The following is an 18,668-nucleotide window of genomic DNA, read 5'->3' on the forward strand; positions in this document are numbered from 1 at the left end:
CCATGGCCGACATCGACCGCCGCTTCGGGTTCCGCCACCTGCGCGGGGCACCGACCGTCCACATCCGCCACTACCGCCGCGGCAAGCTCGCGCACGACGGCGTCGGGCTGTCCTTCTGGTACCGGCCGCTGACCGCGGTCGTCTCGGAAGTCCCGGTCGACGACCGCGAGCTGCCGCTGCTGTTCCACGCCCGCACGGCCGACTTCCAGGACGTGACCGTCCAGCTCGCGCTGACCTTCCGGATCGAGAACCCCGAACTGGCCGCGCAGCGCATCGACTTCTCCATCGACCCGGACACCGGGCGCTGGAGAAGCGATCCCCTCGCCCAGATCAGCGGGCTGCTCACCGAGAACGTCCAGCAGTACGCCGTCGAAGTCCTGACCCGCACGCCCCTCGAAAACGCACTCGTCGACGGTGTCCGAGCGGTCCGCGACCGGATCCGCGCCGGGCTCGCCGAAGAGGACACCCGGCTCGCGCAGACCGGCTCGGCCGTGGTCGACGTCCGGGTCGTCGCGATCCGGGCCGAGCCGGAGGTCGAGAAGGCGTTGCAGACGACCGCGCGGGAGAAGGTCCAGCAGGAGGCCGACCGGGCGACCTACGAACGCCGGGCACTCGCCGTCGAACGCGAGCGCGCGATCAGCGAGAACGAGCTGCAGAACCAGATCGAGCTGGCCCGCCGCGAGGAGCAGCTGCTGACCCAGCGCGGCGCGAACGCCCGGCGCCAGGCCGAAGAAGCCGCGGCGGCGAGCCGGATCGAGACCGAGGCGCAGGCCTCGCGCAAGGAGCGCCTGACGCTCGTGGAAGCCGACGGCAAGCGTGCGCTCGGCGAAGCGGAAGCGGCCGGGGAGGCCGCGCGGCTGGCCGCGTACCGCGACCTGCCCGAGGGCGTCCTCACCGGACTGGCGCTCAAAGAGCTCGCGGGCAACCTGCCCCAGATCGACAGCCTGACGGTCACGCCCGACCTGCTGGCGCCACTGCTGACGAAGCTGGGTGTGCGGTCGTGAGCCTCGCCCCGCGCGTCGTGCTGGTGCACCGGCGCACCGAGCTGGCCGAGCTGCTCGCCCGGCACGGCACGCGCGGTCAGGCCGAGTTCTTCCTGCGCACGCGCGGGCGCGACCTGGCCGAGGTGACCGAGGCGGACGCCGCCGTGCGCGCGGCGCTCGCCGCGGCGTCGGCGGCGATCCCGCTCGACTGGCGCCGCGGCGAGGTCGAACGGGCGGACCTCGACCGGTTCCTGTTCACCCCGGAGGACGTCGTCGTCGTGGTCGGCCAGGACGGGCTCGTCGCGAACGTGGCCAAGTACCTCGACGGCCAGCCGGTGATCGGGATCGCGCCGGGCGCTCCCGGGGTGCTCGTGCGGCACCCGCCGGCGGCGGTCGCGGACCTGGTGCGGTCCACCGGCGACGTCGAGCACCGGACGATGGCCGAGCTGACCGCGGACGACGGCCAGCGGCTGCTCGCGCTCAACGAGATCTACCTGGGGCACGCCGGGCACCAGACGGCCCGCTACCGGCTGGGGGTCGATGGCGGGCCGGCGGAACGCCAAGCGTCCTCGGGGATCCTCGTCGGGACGGGCACCGGCGCCACCGGCTGGTGCGGGTCGGTCTGGCGTGAACGCGGCAGCGCGCTTCGCCTGCCCGCGCCCGGCGAGGCCCGGCTCGTCTGGTTCGTGCGCGAGGCCTGGCCGTCCCCGGCGACCGGAACCACCTGCACCGAAGGAGAACTGACGCGCGCGCCGCTGACGGTCGAGGTCGAGTCCGATCGCCTGGTCGCGTTCGGCGACGGCCTCGAGTCCGACGCGGTCGCCCTCACCCGCGGTCAGACGGCGACCTTCGTCCCGGCGGCGAAGACCGTCCGCCTGGTGCGGTGACCGCCGGTCCGGCACACCGAGGGGGCGTGCCGGACCGGCGGGGTCATCAGGTGCCGTAGCGGGACTTCACGATCGACGGCGTGTCGAGGTTGTGGCCGGCGTCCATGCTCTGCGCGAGCCGCAGGTACTGGCCCTCGGCCCACATGAGCGGTCCCGCGCTGCCCGTCGGGCGGCCCAGGCCGAAGCAGCCGACGTCGGCGCGGTCCCAGACCTGCTCGGGCACGAAGTAGCCGTCGTTGGCCGAGTCCGCCATGGACTTCAGGTAGACCGCGGCCGAGCGGCCGTTGGCGAGTTCGTACTGCCCCCGCTCCCCCGACAGCACCGGCCACAGCCGGCCGAAGCGCTGACCGCCGTTCGCGGGCCAGCCACTGCAGTTCGCCGTGCTCTCGCCGTAGTTGTCGTGCGGGTAGCGGTGGAAGTAGACGTCGCCGTTGGGCAGCGTGACCTGCACCGGGGAGTTGCCGTCGGACGCGGCGGCGGTGGGCGCGACGGAGTTCGCGATCGTCGCGTCGCCCGCCGGGCGGATGCCGAGCCGCACGAGATCGAGGAAGCCGAAGTCGGTGACGTCGTGCTCGTAGAAGCAGCCTTCGTCGAAGCAGATCGTCGCGCCGTCGTTGGGGTTGCCGGCGCGGTCGAGGCGTTCGTAGTAGGTGTGCCCGCTCCAGTAGCCGGACGTCGTGACGGTCCAGCCGGCCAGCGAGGTGCGCCAGGAGTCCGCTGTGGACTCCCACGACGTCGCGCTCGCGGTGTCGCCGTTGGCCCGCGCGAGCGCGCCCGCGGCGATCAGGCCGGCGATCTCGGCGGCCACCGACGACGGCGACTTGCCGTACTGCTCCTCCCACCGCTCGGTCGTGTCCGGTCCGGTCGAGACGATGTGGTTGGCCGTCGTCTTGACCTTGGTGTAGGTCGAGGCGTCGGTGAGGCCGGTCAGCCAGGCGAGCAGGATCGCGTCGGCGTCCTGGTCGAGCTGTTCGCAGCAGCCGAGCTGCTGGGCGCTCGCCCCGGCGACGCCGGAAACCGGGCTGTAGCGCGGGAACGACCCCGCCGGGTACGTCGTGCCGTCGCCCGCTGTCGGGCTGCCGATCCACTGGGAGTTCCAGAGGAACTGGGCCATCCGCTTGGCCTGCGCGCTGTCGCCGGCGGCGAGGAGGCCGGTCGCCTGCTGGTAGAGGTCACGGCCCCAGACGCGGTGGTAACCGTCGTTGAGGTGGTCGCCGTTGGTGTAGTCGCCCCAGGGAGTCGCGAGGCCCGCGACGCTCGCGCCCGGGTGCTGCTTGTCCTCGGCGGTCTTCAGCGCCATCGCCGCGACGTAGTAGGCGCGCCGCCGCTGGGTGTCGCCGGAGACGCTGGCCGGTGCGGGTTTCAGACCGCCCACGTAGGAGTTCCAGCCCCCGCGGTAGGACGTCGCGATCGACGGGAAGCCGCTGCCGAGCGAACCGCTCGCGTTCGACGTGGCCGCGGCCGCGGTGCTGCCGTAGCCGAGCGCGACGGTGAACGTCGTGTCGGTGCCGACCGGAATCTGTCCACACTGGACGACGTTGCCGGTGCCGGAGACGTTGTCGAACTGGTTGTTCAGGGTTTTGTCGGCGCGGACGTCGACCAGGCAGTCGCTGCCCGCGCCGCTGTAGCCGTTGTCGTGCGCGGTGAAACCGGTCGAGACGCGCAGCGCTTGCACGACGGTGGTGGCCGTGCCGCCGAAGAGCGTCTCGGTGCCGCTCGCCAGGAGACCGGCGCCGTCCCACCAGGCGTTGTCGTTCGACCCGCCGCCGGCCATCGACGGGTTGGCCAGGAGGTAGAGCCGGTAGCTGCCGCCGTCGAGGGACTGGAAGCGGGTGTTCGTGACGAGGGTCGCGCGGGCCGGGTCGGTGACGTAGTCGGTGGTGATCCGGTACTTGCCGCTCTTGGCCGTGTTGGTGACGGTGTACTGCAGCGCCTTCTCGTCGGGCATCGTCACGACGTGGTTCGTGGCGTCGCGTTCCAGGTCCACGAACGTGCTGCCGTCGGTGACGACGTACTGCATGTCCTGGGTGTTCGGGACGTCGGCGCGGGGGTAGAAGACCTCGGACGTCACGCCGTTGGCCACGGTGAACCACACGGGGCTCGCGGTGGTCGTCGACGTCCCGAGGGCGGACTTGTTGCCCGTCGCCCAGGACGCTCCGCCGCCGCAGCAGTCGGTCGCCGTGCCGCTGGCCTGTGCTGTGCCCGGGAGTGCTCCGGCCAGCAGGATTCCTGCTCCTGCGCAGGCCAGGACCGCTTTCCACCTGATCATTCCGAGCCTCCGACGGCGTTGTCGCGGATATGTTGTGGGCCGCAACATATTGGGGCACCGGTGAGTGGGAGGCAATGTCCGATCGGACTTTATCGATCCAGCCCTCGGCGGGCGGCGTCGGCCGGTTCGATCACTCGGGTGCGCGGGGAGCGGACTGGCCGCTGGCTGCTCCGCCACCCCGAAGCGCGATTGTGACTACGGCCGGCAACACCGCGTCAAGGCGGGAAAGCGTGCCTTGACCCGGCGCTGCCGGCCGTGTTTCGGCTTCGGATCGGGGTTGCGGGGGGCCCTGGGTTTCGAGGGGGTTGGGTTTCGCAGGGGACCTTCGGTTCTGTTGTGGCGTGGGTTGGTTATGCGTTGGCGATGCGGTCCAGCCACTCGGCCATCAAGACCCGCTCCGCCTCCGTCAGCGCTGCCGCGCCCTCCAGACCCGCCCGCAACGCTGTCGCTCGCTCCGGCAGGTCCGATCCCGCCTGCTCCTGCGTGCCGGTCAGGATTCGGGTCAGCACCGTCTCGCGGGCCGTTTGGGACAGCTCCGCGTCGCGCTCCTCCTCCGGTGTCGCGATCAATGACAGCACTACGCCCATTCCTGTTGCGTGGACCAGTCTTGCCGCCCGGTCGACGCTCACCCGCAGGCGGCCCGCCGCCGCCACCCTCTCGATGATGCTTCGCAGCATTGCCTCTGCCTCGCGCGCCGCCGGGGACGTCCGGCCCGGGCGTGCGTCTCCGTACATCAGCACGTAGAACTCGGGGCGGGACAACCCGAACTCGATGTGCAGGTCCCAGCCGCGGCGGAGGTCTTCGACCGCGTCGCCCGTCGAGCCCAGCGCGCGCTTGCTCGTCAGGTACTCGTCGAACCCGTACGCCGCCACCGCGTCGAGCAGGCCGTCCTTGTCGCCGAACAGGCGGTACAGCGCCGGGGGCTGGACGCCCGCCGCCGCGCTCACCGCGCGCGTCGACAGACCGTCGCGTCCCTCCGCCACCAGCAGCGCCGCCGCTGCCTCGAGGATGCGCGCGCGGGTGTCCACCGCCGTCTTCGTTGCCATGGTTCCGATGATAACAAAACTGTGGTATCAGATATCGAGATGGCCGGTCGCCACCCGGTGCGCGAGGCGGCGCAGGAGTGGTGCCGCTTCCGCCATGCAGCGCGCCGGGTCCGGTTCCAGGTCCGTCAGTGCGTAGGCCGCCGAAATTCCCGCCGCCGTCAGGTCCACTGAGGACAGCCGGCAGCGGCCGGACACCGCGACGCACGGGATGCCCCTCGCCGCCGCGGCCCGGGCCACCCCGGCGGGCGCCTTGCCCGCCAGCGTCTGCTCGTCGAGGGATCCCTCGCCGGTGACGACCAGCGAGGCTCCGGCCAGGGCCGCGTCGAACCCGAGCAGGTCCAGGAGCAGCTCGATGCCCGGCCGCACCCGGGCGCCCAGCACGGCCATCGCCGCGAAGCCCACTCCCCCGGCGGCCCCGGCACCCGGTCGCTCGGCGAACTCCGGGCCGGCGATCGACGCCCAGTGCCGCAACGCCGCGTCGAGCGTCGCGACGTCGCCGGGGGACGCTCCCTTTTGCGGGCCGTAGACGGAAGCGGCTCCGCGTGGCCCGAACAGCGGGTTGTCCACATCGCTCGCCAGCTCGATGTCCACTTCGGACAGGCCGGACACGTCGAGTGCCGCGAGCCGGGAAAGCGCCGCGCCACCGAACGGGAGCTCGCGGCCGCAGTCGTCCAGCAGCCGGGCGCCCAGCGCGGTCAGCAGGCCCGCGCCGCCGTCGGTGCAGGCGCTGCCGCCCAGTCCGAGCACGACACGGCGGCACCCCGCCCGCACGGCCGCGGCGATCACGTCGCCGGTGCCCGCGCTGGTCGCGGTGAGCGGGGCCGGGGCACCGGGCAGCCGGTGCAGCCCGGACGCCTCGGCCAGCTCGACGACGGCGGTGTCCCCGCGGACCGCGTACGACGCCGTCAGCGGGACGCCGGTCGGCCCGCGCGCCGGGACCCGGACGCGGCGGAAGCCGGCGGCGACGGCGGCGTCGACCGTGCCGTCGCCGCCGTCGGCCACCGGGAGTTCCCGCACCGCGAGGCCGGGGTGGACGTCGGCGAGGCCCGCCGCCACCGCCGACGCCACCTCGGCCGCGGTCAGCGACCCCTTGAACTTGTCCGGTGCGACCAGGATCTTCACGCGCTCGCCCGGTACGCCCGCCAGTCGCCGACCTCGGTGATGTCGCGCAGGGCGACGTGCGAGGTGTAGGGCCGCCGCAGCAGCATGGCGAACGCCGAGCTCCCGTCCGCCAGTTCCACGACACCCAGCTCCAGCTCGTGCGGCTCGGACGGCAGCACCTTGTCCCGCAGGTCGTCCAGCGAGACGTCGTAGACCTCACCGGTCACCGGGGCGCCGCCGTGCGACACCGGGTACAGCGCCGGGCACTGGTCGCCCACCGCGTAGAACCGGTACTTCGCGGCCGTTTCGGCGGTGCCGACGAACGGCGAGCCGTCGAGGAGGTGGTGCAGCGGTTCGCCGCGCATGGCGCCGCCGTTGAAGAACATCAGGGCCACGGGGATTCTCCTTAGCGGAAGAGGGCTTCGACGCCGTCGACGGCGAAGTACACCGCGAACACCAGCGCCAGCAGGGACAGCAGCCAGCCGGCCTCGCGCCACTTGCCGCGGCCGATCTTGATGAGCACGAACGCGATCAGGCCGGCGCCGACGCCGTTGGTGATCGAGTAGGTGAACGGGATCAGCGCGGCGGTGAGGAACACCGGGATCGTGTAGTCCGGGTCGTGCCAGGGGATGTGGCGGCACTGGGCGACCATCAGGCCGCCGATGACGACCAGCGCGGGGGCCGCCGCCTGGGCCGGGACGACCCCGGCGAGCGGGGTGAATAGCAGCGTCCCCGCGAAGAGCAGCCCGGTGACGACACTGGCCAGACCGGTTCGGGCGCCTTCGCCGACGCCCGCCGCGGACTCGAGGAACACGGTGTTCGGTGACGAGCCCGTGACGCCGCCCGCGATCGCGCCCGCGCCGTCGACCAGCAGGATCCGGCCCATCCGCGGGACCTTGCCGTTCTTCGACAGACCGGCTTCGTCCGAAACGCTGGTGATGGTGCCCATGGCGTCGAAGAAGCCGGACAGCACGAGCGTGAAGAGGAAGACCGTGGCCGCGAGCGCGCCCGCCGAGGCGAAGCCGCCGAACAGGTCGATGTGGCCGAAGAGCCCGAAGTCCGGGGCGGCCACCACGTGATCGGGCAGGGCCGGGGCGGTCAGGCCCCAGCCGCCGACGCCGAACGCCTCGTGCAGCACGACCGCGAACACCGTCGCCACGCCGATGCTGATCAGCACCGCGCCCGGGACCTTGCGGGCCATCAGCACGATCATCAGCAGCAGACCGAAGCAGAACACGACGATCGGCCAGCCGTGCAGGTGCCCGCTCGCCCCGAGGCGCACCGGGACCGTGGTCTGCGCCGAGTCCGGCATCCGGGTCACGAACCCGGCGCTGACCAGCCCGACGAGGGCGATGTAGAGCCCGATCCCGACGGTGATCGCCATCTTGAGCGGCCGCGGGATGGCGTTCATGATGCGCTCGCGGACACCGCTGACGGCCATCAGCACGATGCACACGCCTTCGAGCACGACCAGGCCGAACGCCTGCGCCCACGTCATCGACGGGGCCATCTGGAAGGCGACGATGCCGTTGATGCCGAGCCCGGCGGCCAGCGCGAGGGGCGCGTTGCCGACGAGTCCCATGAGGACGGTCATCACGGCGGCGGCCAGCGCCGTCGCGGTGGTGACCTGTGCCGCGGAGAGCCGGGCGCCGGTGATGTCGGCGGAGGCGCCGAGGATGAGCGGGTTGAGCAACACGATGTAGGCCATCGCGACGAACGTCGTGACGCCGCCGCGGACTTCACGGCCGATCGTGGTCTGCCGGGCCCGCAGCTCGAACAGCTTGTCGAGGAGCGAACGGCGTTGCGGAGGTGCTTCGTCGACTACTGGGGTGGGGACTTCGGTCTGGGTCATGCGTCCTGCCCTTGCCGGTGGGTGTGCTCGGCCAGGGCCAGGCACTACGCCGTGCCTGGCCGAGCGGGACGTTCGATTCGGTTGTGCTCCGGTCAGCTGGCCTTGTGGGTCAGTAGTCGGTGCGGTCGGCCTTGTCGAGCCAGGCCGCGAAGGGGGCGAAACCGTCCTTTGCGGACAGTCGCGTCACGGGCACCGTCCACGTTTCGCGCGGACGGTCGAACAGTTCGTAGAAGGCACGGTCGTCGAAGCCGGCCTTGGCCGCGTCATCGCGGTCGGCGGCGAAGATGACCTTGTCCACGCGCGCCCACAGCGCCGAGGACAGGCACATCGGGCACGGCTCGCAGCTGGAGACGAGCACGCACCCGTCGAGCTTGAACGTGCCCAGCGCCTGGCACGCCGCGCGGATCGCGACCACTTCGGCGTGCGCGGTCGGGTCGAGGTTCGCGGTGACCCGGTTGACGCCGGTCGCGACTACTTCACCATCGCGCACGATCAGCGCGCCGAACGGGCCGCCGCCGTTCGCGACGTTGGTCTCCGCGATGCGGATGGCTTCGCCGAGCCACTCCTGCTCGAGGGAAATCGAGGTGGTCATCTCAAACTCCGGTGATGTGCTCGGGGCGGATCGGGACGCGCGGCAGCTCGAGGCCGGTGGCCGCGCGGATGGCGTTGGCGATCGCCGGCGTGGCGGAGATCGTGGGCGGTTCACCGACGCCGCGGACGCCGTAGGGCGCGTGCGGGTCGGGCCGTTCGAGGACGTCGACGCGCATCGGCGGCATGTCGAGGATGGTCGGGATGAGGTAGTCGGTGAACGACGGGTTCCGCACCTTGCCGTCCTGGACGAGGATCTCCTCCATCACGGCGAGGCCGAGGCCCTGCGCCGAGCCGCCCTGGATCTGGGCGACGACGGCGTCGGGGTTCATCGCCTTGCCGACGTCCTGGGCGCAGTCCAGCTGCACGACCTTGACCAGGCCGAGGTCCAGGTCGACGTCGACCACCGCGCGGTGGGCCGAGAACCCGTACTGGACGTGGGCGTCGCCCTGGCCGGTCTGCGGGTCGAGCGGCTGGGTCGGGCGGTGGTGGAACTCGCGGGTCTCCTCGATCGCGGTGTCTCCCAGCAGCTCGACCAGGTCCGCGACGACTTCGCCGTCGGCCGCGACGACCTTCCCGCCCGTCAGGGACATGCCTTCGGCGGACACGCCGAGCCGCGCGTAGACCGCCTCGGCGACCGCGCGGCAGGCGTTGCGGACCGCGCCACCGGTGACGTAGGTCTGGCGCGACGCCGAGCTGGAGCCGGCGTCGCCGACGCTCGTGTCGGCCGGGTGCACGCTCACCCGGGTCAGGCCGAGTTCGGTGCGGGCGATCTGCTGCTGCACCGTGACGAGGCCCTGGCCGACTTCGGCCGCCGCGGTGTGCACCATCGCCACCGCCTCGCCGCCGAGTACTTCCAGGCGGACGCGGGCGGTCGAGTAATCGTCGAGACCTTCGGCGTAGGAGATGTTCTTGATCGTGACGCCGTACCCGACACCGCGGACGACACCTTCGCCGTGGGTGGTGTTGGACGCGCCGCCGGGCAGCTCGCGGATGTCGACGTGCTCGCCGCGTGAGGGCGGCAGCGGCAGGTCGCGCACCCGCTGCACCAGCTCGGCCACCGGCGCCGGGAAGTCGACGACCTGGCCGGTGACCACAGTGGAGCCTTCGCTCAGCGCGTTGCGGATCCGCAGTTCGGCCGGGTCCATGTCCAGAGCGGACGCCAGCTTGTCCATCTGGGACTCGTAGGCGTAGGTCGGCTGCACCGCGCCGAGCCCGCGCATCGCGCCGCAGGTCGGGTTGTTGGTGTAGACGCCCCAGCCCTCGATGTGGGCGTTCGGGACGTCGTAGGGACCGACGCTCAGCGTGGTGCCGTTGCCGACCACGACCGGGGTCTTGGAGGCGTACGCGCCGCCGTCGAAGTACAGCTTCGCCCGGACGTAGACGAGCTTGCCGTCCTTCGTCGCGCCGTGCTCGTAGTACATCTTCGCGGGGTGGCGGTGGACGTGCCCGAAGAACGATTCGAGGCGGTTGTAGCTCATCTTCACCGGACGGCCGGTGCGCAGGGCGAGCAGGCACGAGTGGATCTGCATGGACAGGTCCTCACGTCCGCCGAACGCGCCGCCGACCCCGGACAGCGTCAGCCGGACCTTCTCCAGCGGCAGGCCGAGGGCCTTCGCCGTCTGGCGCTGGTCGACGTGCAGCCACTGGGTGGCCAGGTAGAGGTCGACGCCGCCGTCCTCGGCCGGGACGGCGAGCCCGGACTCCGGGCCGAGGAACGCCTGGTCCTGCATGCCGATCTCGTACACGCCGGAGACGACGACGTCCGCGGTCGCGGCCGGGTCGCCCTTGACGATCCGCTGGTGGCGGACCAGGTTCCCGCCGGGGTGCAGCTTCGGCAGGGTGTCGTCGTGCGCGGCCCGCTCGGGGTCGGTGACCGGCTCGAGGACGTCGTACTCGACGACGATCTCCTTGAGCGCCTGCCGGGCGATCTCCGGGTGGTCGGCGGCCAGGATCGCGACCGGCTCGCCCTGGTAGCGGACCAGGCCGTCGGCCAGCGCCGGGGTGTCCTGGTACTTCAGGCCGTAGACGTTCTCGCCGGGCACGTCCTCGTGCGTGAGCACCGCGTGCACACCCGGCTGGGCCAGCGCGCGGGAGACGTCGAGGCGGACGATCCGGGCGTGCGGGTGCGGGCTGCGCAGGGTGGCCCCCCACAGCATGTCCTCGTGCCACAGGTCCGAGGAGTAGGCGAACTCGCCCCGCACCTTGAGCGTGCCGTCGGGGCGCAGCGGGCTCTCCCCGATACCGCCGGCGATCGTGTCCTGCAGCTCCTGTGGCGAGCGGGCCGGCGCGCTCATTGGACGGCCTTCTTCGCCGCGGCGTCGCGGACGGCGTCGAGGATCTTCTCGTAACCGGTGCACCGGCAGAGGTTCCCCGCCAGGGCCTCGCGGATCTCGACGTCGCTGGGGTCCGGGACGCGCTCGATCAGGTCGTGCGCCGCGACCAGCAGGCCCGGCGTGCAGAACCCGCACTGGACGGCGCCGCGCTCGACGAACGACTCCTGGACCGGGTCGAGGTCGTCGCCCTCCGCCAGGCCTTCGACGGTGACGACGGCACGGCCCTCGGCCTGCCCGGCCGCGACCAGGCACGCGCACGCCGGGACACCGTCGAGGTAGACCGTGCACGAACCGCATTCGCCCTGCTCGCAGGCATTCTTCGAGCCCGGCAGGCCCAGGCGCTCGCGCAGCACGTAGAGCAGGCTCTCGCCTTCCCAGACGTTGTCGGCGCGGCGCTGCTCGCCGTTGACGGTGACGTTCACGCGCATTTCGGGCTCCCTCCGCAGTATTCGGTCCAGGCCCAGGTCAGCGTCCTTCGCGCCATGACCCCCAGGGCGTGGCGCCGGTAGGCGGCGCTGCCGCGGACGTCGTCGATCGGCGCGGCCGCCGCGGCGACCAGGTCGCCGAAGCGGCGCTTGACCGAGTCGTTCAGGGCCTTCGGGGCGTCCCAGTCCAGCTCGGCGGCCAGGAAGTCTTCGGCTTCGACGGCCCGGCGCGGGGTGGGGGCGGCCGAGCCGACGCCTGTGCCGACCCGGCGTTTCTCGGGGTGCAGCGCCAGGCCCAACGCGGCGACCGCGATGACCATGGCGTTGCGGGTGCCGATCTTGCTGAACTGCTGGGGTCCGGTGGCGGGTGCCAGCAGCACCGCGGTGATCAGCTCGTCCGGCTCCAGGACGTTGCGCTTGACGCCGGTGTAGAAGTCCTTCGCGGCGACGACCCGGGTGCCGCGGACCGAAGCGATCTCGACCTCGGCGCCGGCGGCCAGCAGCGCCGGGTGGGAGTCGCCCGCCGGCGAAGCCGCGCCGAGGTTGCCGCCCACGGAACCGCGGTTGCGGATCTGCGGGGACCCGACGGTCCGCGCGGCCATCGCCAGACCGGGCAGCTTCGGGCCCAGTTCGGCGATGATCCGGGCGTAGGGCACGGCCGCGCCGATCCGGATCCGGCCGCCGTCGGTGCCGTGCTCGTGCAGCTCGGCGACGCGGCCGAGGTCGAGCAGGGCGCCGGGGCGGCGGTGGTCGAAGTTGAGCTCGACCATCACGTCCGTGCCGCCGGCGATCGGGACCGCACCGGGGTTCGCGGCACGCGCGGCGAGCGCGTCGGCCAGCGAGGCGGGTCGGAGGAATTCCACTGTGGACGTCCTTTCGGGGGTGCTTCGTCAAGGAGTACACACGCTCGGGTGTGGCCGGGACCACGGCAAAACCCCTGAAAGACGGGTGAATTTAGGGCCCCGGTTTGTACTTTCCGACAACACCCCGACCGCGGACGCGGAAAGGCCGCCGCACGAGGCCGGGGTCTCGTGCGGCGGCCGTGGTCACGCGGGTGTTACGCGGGCTCGAACTCCTTCACGGCGTCGAGGGCGGCACCCATCGCGGCGTTGCCCTCGCGCTCGATCATGATCTCCACCAGCACCGGGCGGCTGGTGCGCTCGGCTTCCTTGCGGGCCCACTCCAGGGACGTCCGGATCTCCCCGGGCTCGAGCACGCGGGTGCCCGAGCAGCCGTAGGCTTCCATGATCTTGACGTTGTCCGTGCCGTTCGAGTCGTAGTGGATGTCGACCTCGAAGTTCATGTCGTAGCCGGTCTCGGCCTGGCGGATCAGGCCGAGGTACTCGTTGTTGAGCATGATCAGCACGAATCCGACGTCGTACTGGGCGGCCACCGCCAGCTCCTCGACGAGGAACTGGAACGAGTAGTCCCCCACCACGCCGACGACTTCGGCCTCCGGTCGCGCCTTCTTGACGCCGATCGCGGCGGGGATCTCCCAGCCGAGCGGGCCGGCCTGGCCGCACACCTGGTAGTGCCGCGGCTTGTGCGCCTTCTGGAACTGGCCCGACCAGATCTGGTAGAGCCCGATCGCGGTGACGAAGTACGTGTCCTCGCCGAAGGTTTCGTTGATCTCCTTGAAGACCCGCGGCGCCTTGATCGGCAGCGAGTCGAAGTCCTCGCGGCGGGGAAGCGCTTCCTTCAGCTCCGCGATCCGGCCGACCCACTCGCGCCTCGGCGTGGTTTCCCGCTTCTCCAACGCCGCCAGCAGCGCGTCGAGGAACTCGCGCGTGTCCGAGACGATCCCGAGGTCGGGCCCGAACACCTTGCCCAGCTGGGTGGGTTCGATGTCGACGTGGATGAACTTGCGGTCGCCGCGGTACACCGACAGCTCGCCGGTGTGCCGGTCGCCGAACCGCGCGCCCAGCGCGAGCACCAGGTCCGACTCCAGGAAGGCCGCGTTGGCCCAGCGCTGCGACGTCTGGATGCCGGCCATCCCGGCGAACAGCTCGTGGTCCTCGGGGAAGCTCCCCTTGCCCATCAACGTCACCTGCACCGGGACGTCGAGGCGTTCGGCGGCGGCCCGCAGCCGCTCGCTCGCCTCGCCGAGGACGACCCCGCCTCCGGCCAGGATGATCGGCCGTTCGGCCGCCAGCAGCAGGTCGAGGGCCCGCTCGACCCGTGCCGGCGCGGGCTTGACGGCCGTGACCGGCAGCGGCGAATCGATCGAGGAGTCCCACTCGATGTCCTGCTTCTGGACGTCGATCGGCAGGTCGATGAGCACCGGGCCGGGCCGGCCCGAGCGGGCGACCCGGAACGCCTCACGGAAGATCCACGGCAGCTGCGCGGCCTCCTTGACCTGCACCGCCCACTTCGTCACCGGCTTGGCGATCTCGACGATGTCGACGGCCTGGAAGGCTTCCTGGTGCAGCTTGGTCGTCGCCGCCTGGCCGGTGATGCAGATCATCGGGATCGAGTCCGCGTGCGCGGTGTAGAGCCCGGTGATCATGTTCGTCCCGGCCGGGCCGGACGTGCCGATGGCGACGCCGACGTTGCCGTTCGTCCTCGCCCAGCCGTCGGCCATGTGCGTCGCGCCCTCTTCGTGACGGACGATCAAATGCTCGATCGCCCGGCCTTGTAGGGCGTTATACAGCGGGAGGATCGCGGCGCCCGGGCAGCCGAAGACGGTGTCGACGCCTTCGCTCTCGAGGACGTCGACGACCGCCTGCATCGCGGGGATCCGGGGCATGTCACACCTCCGCCGGGACGCGGCCCGACAACTGTTCGGCGACCTTCAGCAAGGCCGAGTGGTCTTCGGCGCCGTACCCCATGGCGCGGCCGGCGGCGACGAGCTGGGCGACCAGCCCGGTGAGCGGGAGCGCGACGTCGGCCTGCCGGGCGGCGGCGAGCGCGATCCCCATGTCCTTGTGGTGCAGGTCGATCCGGAAGCCGGGGGCGAACCGGCGCTCCACCATGGACTGGCGCTTGAGCTCGAGGATCCGGCTGCCCGCGAGGCCACCGGCGAGCACGTCCAAGCCGACGGCGGCGTCCACACCGGACGCTTCGAGCAGCACGATCGCCTCGGCGACGAGCCCGTAGATGCCGCCGACGACGAGCTGGTTGGCGGCCTTCACGACCTGGCCGGCGCCGTGCGGGCCGACGTGCACGATCGTCTTGCCGAGCGCGTCGAACACCGGCTTCGCGGCCTCGAAGTCCGCTTCGGAACCACCGACCATGATGGACAGTGACGCCTGTTCGGCCCCGGCCTGACCGCCCGACACCGGCGCGTCGAGCACGCGGATCTTCCGGTCCCGCGCGGCTTCCGCGACCGCGATCGACGTCTCGGGCCGGATCGTGCTCATGTCGATCAGGAGCGCGCCGGGCTCGGCGGAGTCCAGGACCCCGCCCGCGGCCAGCACGACCTCCTCGACCTGCGGGTGGTTCGGCAGCATCGTGATGACGACGTCCGCCCCCGCGACCGCGTCGGCCACGCCGGTCGCGGCGCGCCCGCCCGCGGCCGCGAGCTTCTCCCCCGCGGCCGGGGTGACGTCGTAGCCGCTGACGTCGTGCCCGGCCGCCACGAGGTGCGCGGCCATCGGGGCGCCCATCACGCCCAGTCCGATGAATCCCAGTTTCATGCTCGTCCCCTTCGGGTCTTCGGCAGCCAGGCCAGCGACGTGAGGGTGTCGGGTTCCGGGACGTACTCGATCCCGACGAACCCGGCGTAGCCCGCGTTCTGCAGCTTCGCGAGGTGTCCCTCGATGTCCAGCGAGCCGGTGCCGGGCTGGTGGCGCCCGGGTGCGTCGGCGATCTGCACGTGCCCGATCCGGGAGGTGTGCCGTGTCGCCAAGGCGTCGAGGTCGTCGCCGTTGACTGCCAGGTGGTACAGGTCGGCCAGCAGCCGCACGTTGTCGCGCCCGAGGTCGTCGAGCACGGTCACGGCGTCCGCGGCGGTCTTGAGCGGGTAGCGGTCCGCGCCGGAGAGCGGTTCGAGGACCAGCTGCGCGCCGAGCTTCGCGGCGGCCTCGGCGGCCGTCGCGAGGTGGACCAGCGCCAGGTCGTCCTGCTTGGCGGGGTCTTCGCCGTCGAGCCGGTTGCCGTAGAGCGCGTTGAAGCTGCGGCACCCGGTCCGTTCGGCGATGCCGAGGGCGACGACGAGGCTGTCGGCGAACTCGGCCTCCCGGCCGATCCACGACACCAGGCCGCGCTCCCCCGCCGCCATGTCGCCGGCGTAGAAGTTCAGCCCGCGCAGGCGGACACCGTCGAGGCTTCGCACGAAGGCGTCGACCTCGTCGCGCGCGGGGACCGCGGTGTCGAACGGCCACCAGTACTCGACGTCGGTGAACCCGGCCTCCCGCGCGGCGGCCGCCCGGTCGAGCAGCGGTACCTCCTTGAACAGGATCGACAGGTTGGCGACGTACGGCAGGGAGTGACCTTCTTCGGGCATCGCATCCTCGAATTTCGCTATCCGGAATTTTTCTTTCGCATATCGAGAATAGCTGCTGACCTGCGGCGCGGTCAACGCCCGGACGGCGAAGGCGCCGCGACTCGTCGAGCCACGGCGCCTTCGGGCGGACGGGGTGCCGCTACCGGTTCTGGACGTGCTGCCAGCCGAAGCGGCCCTTGATGCAGAGGTTCCCGTGCGTCACCGAGCTGTCGTGCGGCGAGGTCACCTTGACGATCTCGTTGTCCTGGACGTGCAGCGTCAAAGTGCAGCCCACCCCGCAGAACGTGCACACCGTCGTCGTCTCGGTCTGGCGGGATTCGTCCCAGGTGCCGTCCTCGCGCTTGTCGTACTCGCGCTTGAAGCTCAGCGCCCCGGTCGGGCAGACCTCGACGCAGTTGCCGCAGTACACGCACGCGCTGTCGGGCAACGGGTTCGAGAACTCCGTCGAGATCCGCGCGTCGAACCCGCGGCCGGCCACGCTGATCGCGAACGAGTTCTGCCACTGGTCGCCGCACGCGTCGACGCACTTGTAGCAGAGGATGCACTTCGCGTAGTCCCGGACGTACAGCTCGTTGTCCACAATGGCCGGTTGCGCCACCGTGGCCGCGTCCGGGCCGAAGCGGTCCGGGTCGGCTCCGGTCTCCGCGAGCCACTCCGCCACGCCCGGCGTCGTCGACAGGTCCGTCGCCGAGGCCAGCAGTTCGAGGACCACCTTGCGGCTCGTGCGTGTCCGCTCCGAATCGGTGTGCACCACCATCCCCGGCTCGGCCTTGCGTGAGCAGGACGGCACCAGTGTCCGGGAGCCCTCGACCTCGACCATGCAGACCCGGCAGGCGTTCGCCGGTTCCAGGGTGTCGCCGTAGCACAGCGTCGGGATCTCCTTGCCCGCCGCCGTGCACGCGTCGAGGATGGTCGAGCCTTCGGGCACGCGGACCGTCTCACCATCCACAGTGAACTCGACCAGCCGCTTCGGGATCCCGATGTCCACAATGGTCACTGCAGTGCTCCCAACCGGTCGATGGCGGACTCGATGGCGTTCCACGCCGTCTGGCCGAGGCCGCAGATCGACGAGTCCCGCATCACCCCGCCCACTTCCCGCAGCAGCGGCCGCTCCTCCGAACCGGACGCGAGGACGCGGCGGATCGCCTCCTCCTGCCGGACGGTCCCGATCCGGCACGGCACGCACTGGCCGCACGACTCGTCACGGAAGAACTCCGCGATCCGCAGCAGGAACCCGCCGAGGTCGGCCAGGTCGTCCAGCACCAGGACGACCCCCGAGCCCAGCGTCGTCTTCGCCGCCCGCGCGTCCTCGAAGGTGAGCGGCAGGTCCAGCTCGTCCGGCCGGACGAACCCGCCCGCCGCGCCGCCCAGCAGGATCGCGCGAAGCGAGCGGCCCTCGGGTACTCCCCCGGCCAGCTCGAGCAGCGAACGCAGCGTCGTGCCGAACGGCACCTCGTAGACACCCGGCCGCTCGACGTTGCCGGACAGACAGAACAGTTTCGGCCCGGCCGAGCCTTCGGTGCCGATCGCCCGGTAGGCCGCCGCGCCTTCGGCGAGGATCAGCGGCACGTTGACCAGAGTCTCGACGTTGTTCACCACCGTCGGCTTGCCGAACAGACCCCGCTCCACCGGGAACGGCGGTTTGCTGCGCGGCTCGCCGCGGAAGCCCTCGATGGAGTTGAAGATCGCAGTCTCCTCGCCGCAGATGTACGCCCCCGCGCCCCGCCGGATCTCGATGTCGAACGAGAAACCGCGGTGCCCCATGATGTCCACGCCGAGGAACCCGCGTTCACGAGCCACGTCCAGCGCGTTCCGCAGCAGACGAAGCGCACGGGGGTACTCGCCGCGCAGGTAGATGTACCCCTGCCGGGCACCGATGGCGAACGCGGCGATCGTCATCGCCTCGACCAGCGCGAACGGGTCGCCTTCGAGCAGCACCCGGTCCTTGAAGGTCCCCGGTTCGCTCTCGTCGGCGTTGCACACCAGGTAGTGCGGCCCGGCGGGCTGCGCGGCGGTGGCCGCCCACTTGCGCCCGGTCGGGAACGCCGCGCCCCCGCGGCCGAGCAGGCCGGAGTCGGTGACCTCGCGGATCACCGCGGCCTCGCCCATGCGCAGCGCGGTGCGCAGGGCCGCGTAGCCGCCGGCCGCGCGGTAGTCGTCCAAACTGGACGGATCGACCACGCCGACCCGGCGCAGCAGCCGCAGTCCCGCCGTCTGGTGGACGACCGGCGGCGGCCCGTCGCCCGCGGGTTCCCGGTGGGCGGCCAGCACCGCCGCCGCGCCGGTCGCCGGCGCGAGCAGTTCGGTGGTGGCCGGCGCGCCGGCCTGGAACGTCAGCGCCGCGGGGGCTCGTTCGCAGACGCCGAGGCACGGGCTGCGCAGCCACGTGACCCCGCCGCGCGCCTTCCCCGCGGCGCCGACGTGCTCGGTGAGGACGTCGCACACGGTGTCCGCGCCCTTGAGCCGGCACGCGAGGTCGGTGCACACGTGCACCACGCGTTCCGGGCGCTCCTCCAGCGCGAACAGCGAGTAGAAGCTGGCCACGCCGTAGGCTTCGGCGGGTGGCACGTGCAGCGCCTCGCAGATGAGGTTGAGCGCGCCCTGGCTGATCCAGCCGACCCGGTCGTTGACCGCGTGCAGCGCGGGCAGCAGCTGGTCGCGGCCACCACCTTCGAAGCCGGCGACCGCCTCCCGCTCCTCGCGTGACGCGACGGCGTCCAGGAGCTTGAGGTCCACT

General features: G+C 71.7%; 16 protein-coding genes. 2 read left to right on the top strand and 14 right to left on the bottom strand.

Annotated elements, in window-relative coordinates; all coding sequences use genetic code 11:
* Positions 1 to 2: 2 nt before the first annotated feature.
* Both ACWEVP_RS33700 and ACWEVP_RS33705 read left to right on the top strand, forming a co-directional pair.
* Entirely contained in the window at positions 3 to 1,004 is a 1,002-nt protein-coding gene (locus tag ACWEVP_RS33700; RefSeq protein WP_452066611.1) for an SPFH domain-containing protein, read from the top strand.
* On the top strand, positions 1,001 to 1,870 hold the full coding sequence (locus tag ACWEVP_RS33705) for a hypothetical protein (protein WP_452066612.1): 870 nt from the start codon (positions 1,001 to 1,003) through the stop codon (positions 1,868 to 1,870). Before ACWEVP_RS33700 ends, ACWEVP_RS33705 begins: the two co-directional genes overlap by 4 nt.
* Before the next feature lie 46 nt (positions 1,871 to 1,916).
* Here the strand turns inward: ACWEVP_RS33705 and ACWEVP_RS33710 are convergent, their stop codons facing one another.
* From ACWEVP_RS33710 to ACWEVP_RS33775, 14 genes are all read right to left on the bottom strand, one after another.
* Positions 1,917 to 4,139, bottom strand: coding sequence for a glycoside hydrolase family 15 protein (locus tag ACWEVP_RS33710; RefSeq protein ID WP_452066613.1), 2,223 nt, complete (start codon positions 4,137 to 4,139; stop codon positions 1,917 to 1,919).
* Between the two features lie 350 nt (positions 4,140 to 4,489).
* On the bottom strand, positions 4,490 to 5,185 hold the full coding sequence (locus ACWEVP_RS33715) for a TetR/AcrR family transcriptional regulator (RefSeq protein ID WP_452066614.1): 696 nt from the start codon (positions 5,183 to 5,185) through the stop codon (positions 4,490 to 4,492).
* A gap of 27 nt (positions 5,186 to 5,212) precedes the next feature.
* Positions 5,213 to 6,307, bottom strand: a complete 1,095-nt coding sequence (locus ACWEVP_RS33720; RefSeq protein WP_452066615.1) for a glycerate kinase — start codon at positions 6,305 to 6,307, stop codon at positions 5,213 to 5,215.
* Positions 6,304 to 6,681, bottom strand: a complete 378-nt coding sequence (locus ACWEVP_RS33725; protein ID WP_452066616.1) for an allophanate hydrolase-related protein — start codon at positions 6,679 to 6,681, stop codon at positions 6,304 to 6,306. Before ACWEVP_RS33725 ends, ACWEVP_RS33720 begins: the two co-directional genes overlap by 4 nt.
* A gap of 11 nt (positions 6,682 to 6,692) precedes the next feature.
* A complete protein-coding gene (locus ACWEVP_RS33730; RefSeq protein WP_452066617.1) occupies positions 6,693 to 8,138 on the bottom strand; it encodes an NCS2 family permease in 1,446 nt (481 codons plus the stop codon).
* A gap of 109 nt (positions 8,139 to 8,247) precedes the next feature.
* Positions 8,248 to 8,730 (bottom strand): nucleoside deaminase, encoded by a 483-nt coding sequence (locus tag ACWEVP_RS33735; RefSeq protein WP_452066618.1) that lies wholly within the window; start codon positions 8,728 to 8,730, stop codon positions 8,248 to 8,250.
* Position 8,731: 1 nt separating this feature from the next.
* Positions 8,732 to 11,023 (bottom strand): xanthine dehydrogenase subunit D, encoded by a 2,292-nt coding sequence (gene pucD / locus ACWEVP_RS33740; RefSeq protein ID WP_452066619.1) that lies wholly within the window; start codon positions 11,021 to 11,023, stop codon positions 8,732 to 8,734.
* Positions 11,020 to 11,490 carry a (2Fe-2S)-binding protein gene (locus ACWEVP_RS33745; protein WP_452066620.1) on the bottom strand — a complete coding sequence of 157 codons (471 nt, stop codon included), beginning with the start codon at positions 11,488 to 11,490 and terminating at the stop codon, positions 11,020 to 11,022. Before ACWEVP_RS33745 ends, pucD begins: the two co-directional genes overlap by 4 nt.
* On the bottom strand, positions 11,481 to 12,350 hold the full coding sequence (locus ACWEVP_RS33750) for an FAD binding domain-containing protein (protein WP_452066621.1): 870 nt from the start codon (positions 12,348 to 12,350) through the stop codon (positions 11,481 to 11,483). Before ACWEVP_RS33750 ends, ACWEVP_RS33745 begins: the two co-directional genes overlap by 10 nt.
* Before the next feature lie 194 nt (positions 12,351 to 12,544).
* The gene (gene gcl / locus ACWEVP_RS33755) at positions 12,545 to 14,233 is read right to left on the bottom strand and encodes a glyoxylate carboligase (protein ID WP_452066622.1); all 1,689 of its coding nucleotides are present in this window, start codon (positions 14,231 to 14,233) and stop codon (positions 12,545 to 12,547) included.
* A 1-nt stretch (position 14,234) separates the two neighbouring features.
* Positions 14,235 to 15,122 carry a 2-hydroxy-3-oxopropionate reductase gene (locus tag ACWEVP_RS33760; protein WP_452066623.1) on the bottom strand — a complete coding sequence of 296 codons (888 nt, stop codon included), beginning with the start codon at positions 15,120 to 15,122 and terminating at the stop codon, positions 14,235 to 14,237.
* A complete protein-coding gene (locus ACWEVP_RS33765) occupies positions 15,119 to 15,931 on the bottom strand; it encodes a hydroxypyruvate isomerase family protein (RefSeq protein WP_452066624.1) in 813 nt (270 codons plus the stop codon). Before ACWEVP_RS33765 ends, ACWEVP_RS33760 begins: the two co-directional genes overlap by 4 nt.
* Before the next feature lie 139 nt (positions 15,932 to 16,070).
* Positions 16,071 to 16,928 carry a 2Fe-2S iron-sulfur cluster-binding protein gene (locus ACWEVP_RS33770; protein ID WP_452066625.1) on the bottom strand — a complete coding sequence of 286 codons (858 nt, stop codon included), beginning with the start codon at positions 16,926 to 16,928 and terminating at the stop codon, positions 16,071 to 16,073.
* The gene (locus ACWEVP_RS33775) at positions 16,925 to 18,667 is read right to left on the bottom strand and encodes an NAD(P)H-dependent oxidoreductase subunit E (RefSeq protein ID WP_452066626.1); all 1,743 of its coding nucleotides are present in this window, start codon (positions 18,665 to 18,667) and stop codon (positions 16,925 to 16,927) included. The genes ACWEVP_RS33770 and ACWEVP_RS33775 overlap by 4 nt, the downstream gene beginning before the upstream one ends.
* Position 18,668: the final 1 nt, after the last annotated feature.

It is taken from the genome of Amycolatopsis sp. NPDC003865, from assembly GCF_053605345.1.

Coding starts and splice junctions, on each gene's coding strand:
- ACWEVP_RS33700 (WP_452066611.1), top strand. CDS start 3: ATGGCCGACATCGACCGCCGCTTCGGGTTCCGCCACCTGCGCGGGGCA.
- ACWEVP_RS33710 (WP_452066613.1), bottom strand. CDS start 4,139: ATGATCAGGTGGAAAGCGGTCCTGGCCTGCGCAGGAGCAGGAATCCTG.
- ACWEVP_RS33715 (WP_452066614.1), bottom strand. CDS start 5,185: ATGGCAACGAAGACGGCGGTGGACACCCGCGCGCGCATCCTCGAGGCA.
- ACWEVP_RS33730 (WP_452066617.1), bottom strand. CDS start 8,138: ATGACCCAGACCGAAGTCCCCACCCCAGTAGTCGACGAAGCACCTCCG.
- ACWEVP_RS33735 (WP_452066618.1), bottom strand. CDS start 8,730: ATGACCACCTCGATTTCCCTCGAGCAGGAGTGGCTCGGCGAAGCCATC.
- pucD (WP_452066619.1), bottom strand. CDS start 11,023: ATGAGCGCGCCGGCCCGCTCGCCACAGGAGCTGCAGGACACGATCGCC.
- ACWEVP_RS33745 (WP_452066620.1), bottom strand. CDS start 11,490: ATGCGCGTGAACGTCACCGTCAACGGCGAGCAGCGCCGCGCCGACAAC.
- gcl (WP_452066622.1), bottom strand. CDS start 14,233: ATGCCCCGGATCCCCGCGATGCAGGCGGTCGTCGACGTCCTCGAGAGC.
- ACWEVP_RS33760 (WP_452066623.1), bottom strand. CDS start 15,122: ATGAAACTGGGATTCATCGGACTGGGCGTGATGGGCGCCCCGATGGCC.
- ACWEVP_RS33765 (WP_452066624.1), bottom strand. CDS start 15,931: ATGCCCGAAGAAGGTCACTCCCTGCCGTACGTCGCCAACCTGTCGATC.